The sequence below is a fragment of the Rhodopirellula sp. JB055 genome (assembly GCF_043100905.1).
Lineage (GTDB): Bacteria > Planctomycetota > Planctomycetia > Pirellulales > Pirellulaceae > Rhodopirellula.
The window spans coordinates 1-9,211 of the sequence record NZ_JBICHO010000359.1; the positions used below are offsets into that span (position 1 = coordinate 1).

Genomic DNA, 9,211 nt, shown 5'->3' on the forward strand with positions numbered 1-9,211 from the left:
GGCGGATTAGCCGAGTCGATTTGAACGAACTGGAAAGCGTCGAGATTTCGGTGCTCTGGCATACCGAGGGCAAAGGGGATGAGGATCTAGGCGTTCATTATTTCCAACGCTATGACCACTCGGATTTGCAGAACATCCAGCTCAAAGAGCGAAATGGGATCCAGTGCGTTTTGCCCGCTTCGCCGCTGAGCTATCAGGGGCACCTGATGCAAATCCATTGGAAGATTCGAGTGCGAGTCTTCTTGGCCGATGGGCGAGAAGTCGTCGCGGAGCAGCCTTTCTATTTGGTCGCTCACCAACCTGAGTCGAATCAGGAGTTGGTCCAAGATTCATCCACAGTGGAGGAGCGTCACGACCCGCCCCAGCGTCGCTCTCTCACCGCCAAATTGCCCGCGGTGATTTCACGCCTGCGTGGCCGCCGCTCGCAGCCTTAAAACTCCCGTTCTTCTCGCACCATCCGAGTGACGGTGTACGAGATGTTTATAGGCCCAACGGAGGGGGGGGATTAAGTAACATTCGGCGGGTGGCGGTATAACTTGGGAAGATTTCAGCCGGAAAGTTCACCCGCCATGGTGCCGGGAAAGTCGACTGTCTTTTTACGAAACCTCGATGGTGTGTCTTCGGTGCAACGCTTGGTTGCTCGCTTCCATGTCGCTTATCGATGTCGTGTCGATCGACGAACGCATCGATTTCACCAGCGGATTCGACGATGATTTTGGTGGGATGGAGAGCGAGTCGAGCTCGATGTCATTGGCAATCCAAATATCAACGGTGACCGATCGCCGGTTGCATTGGCAACGTCCACGCAGAACATCAGATGAGGGACATGATCTGCGAACAGACCAGTCGATCGGCAGTCGATCGGGCGCTTTTTCACCGAAGCCTGTCAGCGGCTGCTCAATCGGGGCGTCAATTGTATTCTTGCCGGCATGCAACACGACCTTTGCAGCGGGATGCCCTGAATTTGACTGGGCGATTGCTGCCAATTGGTGGTTGAGTCGTTCCGTGTCGCCACAGAAGTAGGTGGTGTTGCCGTTCCTCACTCAAGCGTCGGAATTAGGAAGGTGGCCGGAACTTTATACCCTGCTGCCCTTTCGCTCGGAGCTTTGCTATGAGCTGCAATGGGCTAATTTTGCCTGGCTGATGGAGCGTCTCTCCATGTCGTCGGGGTTAGCGATCGAATGCCGGACCACCGAAGGCTTGTAGGACACTCCGCCGTCAGGGGCTCGTTATTTTCTCGCGGGATTTTCGAACCAGATGACGCCCCAGCCTCCGTTCTCTTCGGTCGTCGCGATGTCCAGGTCGCCATCCCCATCGAGATCGACCAGGAAGGCATTGTCCATCTTCTTGCGTGACTCTGGACTCGGCATGTCCATCAGAGTGTTGGTCCAATCCTTCGGCGACATTCCGTCGCCGGACATCGTCAGGTACCACAGCTGTGCCTCGTACTCGGGGATGATTGCAATTTCAGAGTGCTTCGGATCGCCGTTGAGCTCAAGGATCGCAACTCCCTTGGGTTTGGGCTTTACCTTGACGCTGTCCGGTTGGGCTGGCGGAGGCACCTCGATCTTCTTGTAGATCGGGGCACCCATGTCGTTCGTGCGCAGGTAGATGTGCACTGCACCCGCGCCGCTGGCTTTCACCAAATCGAGACGCCCGTCGCCGTTGACATCGCCGAGGGCCATGAACATGCCGTTCTTTTCAGCATCGATCACCGTGACCGGCCAAGGTTCGCTGACCTTCTCTTGACCAGGGTTCTCGTAATAAAAGGTCCCTTGGTTTTTGCGTTCCTGAACGAGGATGTCATCGTCCCCGTCGCCATCGATGTCGTTGATGATGCAGTTCATCGGCCAGTCGGCTTCGCCGAGTTCGTAGCGTTTCCATTGGGTAGCATCGCGTTTGTTTTCAGTCGGTTGCCGGTACCAAGCCTTGGCTCCGACGACGAGGTCATTCAGGCCGTCGCCATCGACGTCACTGACGACGGGAGTGCGTGCTTCACTCTTGAAGAGTGTCATCTTGATCCATTTCTTTGCCTCTCTCAGGTCTTTCGCACCCGGGTTGAAATAGACGTGCCCGCCATTGGCGATGTAGTCGATGTCACCATCGGCATCCAGGTCACCGATGCCTGAGTCCTCGCACTTGCCGTGCCTCTCGAGCTGAATGTAGTCGGTCCAAAGTTCGCGGATGCGGTCCTTGCCGGGATTGAAATACAGCCGGCTGTATCCTCCCTCTTCGAAGTTCACCAAGACATCCAGGTCACCATCACCATCCCAATCGTGGTGGTTGAAACCGTCGGGACCGTGGTCCTTCGGGTCAGGCTGAATCACGTTGGCACGCCAGCCACTCGGACCAGGGATTCCGACATGTTGTTTCCAGGTAACAAAGTCAGCTTGTTGCTTCTCTTGACCCAGCAGCGTCCCTGCCCAAAAGATGGCAGCGATAACGAAACCCAGTGTCGTTTTCATGGTCTTGGAAAACTCCTGCTCAGGGCAATCGGTGAGTTCAAATCTGAACCGGAAGAAAGAGCGGAGGTAGATCAAGCACTTTGGCGGGACTGATCGCTTGTCCTCGAGTGACCAAGAGAGTTCCGTATTGGGGAGGTGTCGATGGGCAACCGAGGACTGAGGCTATGTCCTGCGCAAAAGGCTGTTGCGACGTACACAAGGACGCGGCTATTGCTTGATGGCTGACTCTTGTGGTTCGTTCTTCAGAACTGTCAAAATATGCTCGGCCACCTGTTGTCCAATCTTTTGATAACCCTGCTGTGTATAGTGGACATTGCCTGGGCCATCGAATTGGTCGGCAGGAAACGTCTTGGTGAGCGAGTGAAGATCATTCGTGGTGATGCCGTGCTTGCTCATGATTCTTGCCGCGGCTTCATTGTATTTCACGTCGTCGCCCCTGACGCGACCTGCTTCCTTTTCGGGGACAACGGTCGTATTTGCCCAGATCAGTTTCGCGTCTGTTTCCTTGAGGCGGGAGACGAGTTCATCAAGATTCTTCTCGTACTGCTCTAGCGTCGTGGTGAGCGTGCCATTGACTTTGTCTCTGCGTCCTTGCACCTTCGATTTCGGATGGCGGTAACAGAGATCCCATAAACCCCAGTTGAAATGAATGACATCCCAGTGAGTGTCACCAATCCACTGATCGAGCTTTGCCAAACCTGTGCCCGTGTGTTGAGCGTTTCCTTGGTTGTGTTTGACGGTAGCCTTTCCGTCTAGCTGCCGCGCGACATGAGGAGTGAATGCAAGGGATATTGAGTCGCCGATGATTAGCACCTTCGGCAAGTCGGCTTTTTTCGCTTCGTCTTGGGCAGCAAGCGTCGGGCAAAGAATGCCGGTGAGCAATAGCGATATGGTCAGCAGTGTTTTCATCTTTTACTCAGTTTTGCTTTTAACCGGAATGCGTCTGCGATTGTGTCACTTGGCGACAAGGTTTTGGGCAGGCAAAAACTTCGCCTCCGCGTCATCGTTGGGGTAAGCCAGCGAGGCTTCGTCACTGGACATCTATTCGCCGGGACCTGCGACGAGCACAGAAACGAGCCGCGATCATGCCCGGATGATACCAGCCTTCCTTCTAAGCATCGCGGATTTGCCGAGCAGGCGAGGGGGTGTGTGAACTGTTCCGTCTTGCTGCCAGTTGATGGAATCATAGCCTATAACGCATCAGGTCACATGAAACCAACACCGCGGCCGAAAACACATCTTCAAAACTCAAGCGTTCGGTTGTGAGCTCGAGCAAATCGGTGAGCCGCTAATCACCGGCGTCTCGCGGATCTTGCAAACCACTCACTTGATTCGGCTTGATGGTTCCTGTCGGCCAGCTTTGCTCGTTGAGTCGCGTTCGCTTTTCGGCTCGGTTCGTTGGGTTCACAGGCAGGACGCCAATGCCACGTGTCTTGCTAGTGATCAAGTGTTCGGTGGTGGCGGTTGTAGTGAATGTTTGGGTTGCCGCGACTCTGCCGATAGCGGGGGGAGCAATTCGCCTTCGATTGTGTCCGCTCGTGACTCGTGGCTTGGTAATATGGTGGGATGCAAAGTGTGTCCATTCATCGAGTCGATCGCCCTGGCTCGCAACGGTGTCGAGGGTGTTTTTCGCATGCGTTCCGATTCCAGCTACGAGGCTTGCTTGCCTTGGTCGCTGGGGTGTTGGTTTTTTGGGGTGGCAGCGGCGTCGCCGTGATGGCGGATGAGTTTGCCGGTGAAGTCAAATTCCGTGAGCAGTTGTTGCCGCTGTTGCGGACGTACTGTTACGACTGCCATGGTACCGATGATGGTGAAGGCGGCGTGTCGTTGGAAGCGGACGACACGGCGGCGAAGTTGGTCCAAGGTCGTGACCATTGGATGCGGGCTTTGGCGCAGGTGCGTTTGGGTACGATGCCACCGGCGGATTTTGAGGTGATGGATCCGTCCAGTCGTACCCGGATGATCGAGCTGATCGATGAGTTAGCCAATGCGATCGACTGCGTGCAGAATCCCAACGCCGGCAAAGTCACTCTGCGGCGGCTGAACCGGGCTGAGTATCGCAACACGATTCGCGATCTGGTGGGAGTTGATTACGCTCCGGCAGATGATTTTCCCGGCGACGATGTTGGTTACGGATTCGACAACATTGGTGATGTGCTCTCGTTGCCTCCGTTGCTGATGGAAAAGTACCTTGATGCGGCGGAGACGATCATGGGCGAAGCGATCTACACGCCGCCACCCCCAGAACTGTTTGAGTTGGAGCGTTCTCCGGCGACCTTGATTGGGGCGGACAAGTTCAACGTCCGGAGTCACTTGGTGATGTCATCGAACGGCACGGTCACGCTGCAGTTCGATGCTCCGTTCAGCGGGACCTACACGTTGGTGCTGAGTCTGAGTGGAGACCAAGGCGGCGATGAACCGGTTCGAGTGGAGGTCACGGACGGAAGACGAGCAATTCCCGTGGAGGTGAAAGAGAGCGAGCCAACGGACAAGACGGTCGCGTTTCGATTGGGAAAGGGCACCCGCCAAATCGACATCTCATTTTTGAATGACTACTACGTCAAAGACAAAATCGATCGAAACCTGCACGTTCACCATGTGAAGGTGAGTGGCGTTGAACAACGCAGTCAATTTGTTTCTTCGCCAGATTTGCCGGTGACTCATCGAGTGCTGTTGTTTGAAACCCCGGGCAATGACCGGGAGTTTGAACGGGCGGCGAAAGCGGTGTTGGGGCGATTTGCTAGCCGTGCTTATCGCCGACCCATCGGTCAGTCAGAGCTCACGCGATTGGTTGGATTGGCTTCTCAAGTGCATGAAAACGGAGGTTCATTTGAGGAGAGCATGCAAGTTGCGATGCAAGCCGTTTTGGTCTCGCCGTACTTTCTGTTTCGAGTCGAACGTCCGCGGAAGCCAGGCCCAGATGGTGTGATGCCGCTGATCAATCAGTATGAGTTGGCGACGCGAATTTCGTATTTTCTGTGGAGTAGCATGCCGGACGATGAGCTGTTGCGGATGGCGCATCGTGGTCAGCTACGTGATCGCCGAATGTTGCTTGAGAAAGTCGGGCGGATGATCAAGAGTCCCAAGGCGAGTCGCTTCGTTGACAACTTTGCTTCGCAGTGGTTGCAGCTTCGCAACTTGGAAATCGTTCAGCCGGACACTCGCATCTACCGTGGTTTCGACGATGAAGTTCGCGAAGCGATGCGGGTGGAAACGTTGATGTTCTTTTCCGAAGTGATGCGAAATAATTTGCCGGTCACGGAATTGTTGAGTGCTGACTTCACTTACATGAACGAAACGCTCGCGAAGTTTTATGGAATCAATGACGTTCGCGGAAGTGAATTCCGCAGGGTGTCGTTGTCAGGGACACCACGCGGCGGGCTGCTGACCCACGCCAGCGTTTTGACGGTGACCAGCAATCCGACACGAACCAGCCCAGTGAAACGAGGGAAGTGGATTCTGGACAATCTGCTCAACACACCTCCTCCGCCGGCACCGCCAAACATCCCCGAGCTTGAGAAGGGGAAGTTGGTGGGGACTCTTCGCGAACGCATGGAGCAGCACCGGTCCAACCCAGCGTGCGCGGCATGTCACAATATGATGGATCCGCTTGGGTTTGCTCTTGAGAACTTTGATGCGGTTGGGCGTTGGCGAACTCGGGATGGACGCGATGAGATTGACGCCAGTGGTTCGATGCCCGACGGGACTTCGTTTGATGGTATCAATGGACTACGCGATTTGTTGACGACGCAGCGAAGCGAGCAGTTTGTCCGATGTTTGGCTGAGAAGATGTTGATCTACGCGTTGGGGCGTGGAACGGAATATTATGACAAGTGTGCACTCGACAAGATCACAGCAGATGTTCGTGCGCACGACTACAAATTCGCTTACTTGATCGCTGCGATCATCCAGAGCGATCCATTTCAGAAGCAAGGGTACCGAGAACCATGAGTCATTCGCCTCGTACTTTGTCGCGACGTTTTCTGCTTCGTGGATTAGGGACCGCGGTGGCATTGCCGTTGTTGGATGTGATGAGTCCGACGCGATTGTTGGCCGCCACTTCGGATGGTGGTCCGCCCCCGTTGCGAATGGGATTTTTCTATGTGCCCAATGGCATGCACATGCCAGCTTGGACGCCGCAGAAAGAGGGTAGCGAATTTGAGCTGACGCCGACGCTTGAGAAGCTGGCTGAGAACAAAGATTCGATCAGTGTGTTGTCGGGGCTGACCCTGGATGGGGCTCGGGCGCATGGCGATGGAGGCGGTGATCACGCACGCAGTGTGGCGGCGTTCTTGACGGGGGCTCACCCTCGAAAGACCAACGGGGCTGACATTCAAAACGGTGTGTCGGTCGATCAGGTGGCGGCCCAGTATGTGGGCGATCGCACCCGGTTTGCTTCGTTGGAATTAGGCTTGGAAGCGAGCAGCCAGGCTGGCAATTGTGACAGTGGCTACAGTTGTGCTTATGCATCGAACATGTCATGGCGTGGTCCGACCAATCCGATGGCGAAAGAGACCGACCCTCGGGCTTTGTTTGATCGATTGTTCGCGGGGCAAGCTGTCAAGGAAACACGGCGGGCCAAGAGTGAGCGAGAGAAGTATCGAAAGAGCATCCTGGACTTTGTCTCGGAGGATGCGAAGCGTTTGCATGCTCATTTGCCGATCGTCGATCGGCGCAAGCTGGACGAGTACCTGTATTCCATTCGCGATGTTGAGAAGCGATTGGACGGCGCCGAAAAATTGGGGCTGACGGAAGAAGGTGTGCCGGATTACCCGCGACCCAGTGGTGTGCCTCAGGAGTTGTCACGGCACAGTGATCTGATGATGGATATGGTGGCGTTGGCTTACCAAACCGACAGCACGCGAATTTTGTCGTTCATGTTCACCAACGCGGGAAGCAATCGGGCTTACAAAGAAATTGGCGTCAACGAAGGGCATCATGAGCTTTCGCATCACGGCAAAAGCGAGCACAAGCAGGCTGAGATTGCTAAGATCAATTCGTTCCATGCGGAGCGATTCAATTACCTGTTGTCTCGTTTGAAGCTGATCCGTGAGGGCGATGGTTCGCTACTGGATCACTGCATGATTGTTTATGGCAGCGGGATCAGTGATGGGGATCGGCACAATCACGATGACCTGCCGATCCTGTTGGCTGGGGCGGGTGGCGGACGCATTCGTGCTGGTCAACATGTGCGGTATAAAAATGGCACACCGCTATGCAATCTATATCTGTGGATGATGAAGCAGATGGGCGCCAGCGCCGACAGTTTTGGCGATAGCAACGGAGTCTTGCAGGGATTGGGATAGGCGAAGGTTTGAAACGTTCAGCACAGATCGCGAGACGTCTGCTGCCGGTGGGGTTGATCATCGTCGGCGTGTGTGGGCTGATCAGTGGGATCGGGGTTGAGTTGGCCGGTGACTGGTTGGCCGTAGGTCGCGATGCAGGACCAGCGGCATTTGTGATTTTGGGGACGTTAGCGATGTGCCTGTTCGTTCCCAAGACGTTTGTCTCCCTCGCGGCGGGGTCGGTTTTTGGCCTGATGGTTGGTGGGCCAACGCTTGCTGTCACTGCGGTCGTGTCGGCTTGGGTGAACTATCACTTAGGCCGGTGGTCGCTGGGGCATTCTTCAATTGATATCGAGGAGGAAGCGTCCGACGCCTCCTGGCGGGAAACCCTGCGGATCATCCGCTTGGGGGCTCGCGATGCGAACTTGGGAATGCATCTGCTGGTCCGTTTGTCGCCGATTCCGACAACGATCATCAGCTATTCGATGGGTGCCGCCGGGGCCCGTCTGGTTCCTTACCTGGCGGCGGCGTTGTTGGCCGCCGGTCCGCAGTTGCTGTGGGTGCACTGCGGGGCAGTCGCGAGCGAAGCCATGAGTTCGGTCGCCGAATCGGGAGCGGCGGGTTCCGACCTGACTCGTTGGTTAGGTTTGGCGACGTCGGTCGTTGCTGCGGTGCTGCTGTCGGTTTTGGTACCGCGTCGAATTTGGCAGCAGCGGTCCAGGCATTTGGCAGCAGAGGGACGGTGATTTTGGGCCACCACGAATTGGTTTTCCGCGGGCGGAAGTTCTGACCGCGCATCGAAAAAGGTCCTCATGAAATCAGGACCTTTCGGATGGCTCTTGATAGCGGGTGATTCGGTGAATCTCGCGAGGTCGCCCATCGCTGGCCCGGATCAGGCAGATTGAGCTGCGTTTTTGATCAGGTTGTTCAAGCGGCTCTTGGTGCGAGCGGCAGCGTTCTTGTGGATCAAGTTCTTGGCTGCGGCGCGATCCAGTTTCTTTTGAGCGGCTTTGAATTCGTTCTTGGCGGTTTCCAGATCGTTGTTTTCGACAGCTTTGCGGACACGACGGATTGTCGATCGCATATTGCTGCGAGCAGCACGATTGAGCGTACGACGTTTTTCGTTTTGACGCAGGCGTTTCGAGGCGCTTGAAGTGTTTGGCATTTCGCTCGGAGTGTCCGGCGGACACGCAGTGGTAGGGAACGGATCAAATTGGTCAAAATTTGGAATCGAGAAGTATGACGTGCGATCAGCCGACTGTCCAGGTCAACGGAGAAGTTCCATAATCTTGTTTTCCAACCCCATTTATCGCGAAAAAGCTGCAACTCCTTGAATTCTGAACGCTCACTTTCTGAAACAACGCCTGGATTCGTCGCTTTGGTGGGGGCTGGTCCGGGAAATCCGGGCTTGCTGACGCTTCGTGGGCAGGAGTGTTTGGGGGAATGCGAGGTGGTGCTGTA

Annotated in this window: 8 protein-coding genes; 5 read left to right on the forward strand and 3 right to left on the reverse strand. The window is 55.4% G+C overall.

Annotation, left to right across the window (positions count from 1 at the left end; genetic code table 11):
* Positions 1-434: hypothetical protein (locus tag ACF8AM_RS14305; protein WP_392556284.1), on the forward strand; the 434-nt coding region annotated here is incomplete at its 5' end.
* A gap of 795 nt (positions 435-1,229) precedes the next feature.
* On the opposite strand, the gene ACF8AM_RS14310 is transcribed toward ACF8AM_RS14305, so the two are convergent.
* Together ACF8AM_RS14310 and ACF8AM_RS14315 are read right to left on the reverse strand one after the other, a co-directional pair.
* Positions 1,230-2,465 (reverse strand): FG-GAP and VCBS repeat-containing protein, encoded by a 1,236-nt coding sequence (locus ACF8AM_RS14310; protein WP_392556285.1) that lies wholly within the window; start codon positions 2,463-2,465, stop codon positions 1,230-1,232.
* Positions 2,466-2,672: 207 nt separating this feature from the next.
* Positions 2,673-3,374 carry an SGNH/GDSL hydrolase family protein gene (locus ACF8AM_RS14315; RefSeq protein WP_392556286.1) on the reverse strand — a complete coding sequence of 234 codons (702 nt, stop codon included), beginning with the start codon at positions 3,372-3,374 and terminating at the stop codon, positions 2,673-2,675.
* Positions 3,375-4,181: 807 nt separating this feature from the next.
* On the opposite strand from ACF8AM_RS14315, the gene ACF8AM_RS14320 reads away from it, so the two are divergent.
* From ACF8AM_RS14320 to ACF8AM_RS14330, 3 genes are read left to right on the forward strand one after another with little or no spacing between them, the layout of a single operon-like run.
* Complete coding sequence (locus ACF8AM_RS14320; protein WP_392556290.1) at positions 4,182-6,416, forward strand: DUF1592 domain-containing protein; 2,235 nt, start codon at positions 4,182-4,184, stop codon at positions 6,414-6,416.
* The gene (locus tag ACF8AM_RS14325; protein WP_392556287.1) at positions 6,413-7,771 is read left to right on the forward strand and encodes a DUF1552 domain-containing protein; all 1,359 of its coding nucleotides are present in this window, start codon (positions 6,413-6,415) and stop codon (positions 7,769-7,771) included. The genes ACF8AM_RS14320 and ACF8AM_RS14325 overlap by 4 nt, the downstream gene beginning before the upstream one ends.
* Before the next feature lie 8 nt (positions 7,772-7,779).
* Entirely contained in the window at positions 7,780-8,496 is a 717-nt protein-coding gene (locus ACF8AM_RS14330) for a VTT domain-containing protein (protein WP_392556288.1), read from the forward strand.
* Between the two features lie 146 nt (positions 8,497-8,642).
* On the opposite strand, the gene rpsT is transcribed toward ACF8AM_RS14330, so the two are convergent.
* Complete coding sequence (rpsT, locus tag ACF8AM_RS14335) at positions 8,643-8,915, reverse strand: 30S ribosomal protein S20 (RefSeq protein WP_392556289.1); 273 nt, start codon at positions 8,913-8,915, stop codon at positions 8,643-8,645.
* Positions 8,916-9,131: 216 nt separating this feature from the next.
* Here rpsT and ACF8AM_RS14340 point away from each other — a divergent pair.
* The coding region (locus ACF8AM_RS14340; RefSeq protein ID WP_392556291.1) for an SAM-dependent methyltransferase at positions 9,132-9,211 on the forward strand (80 nt) is incomplete at its 3' end.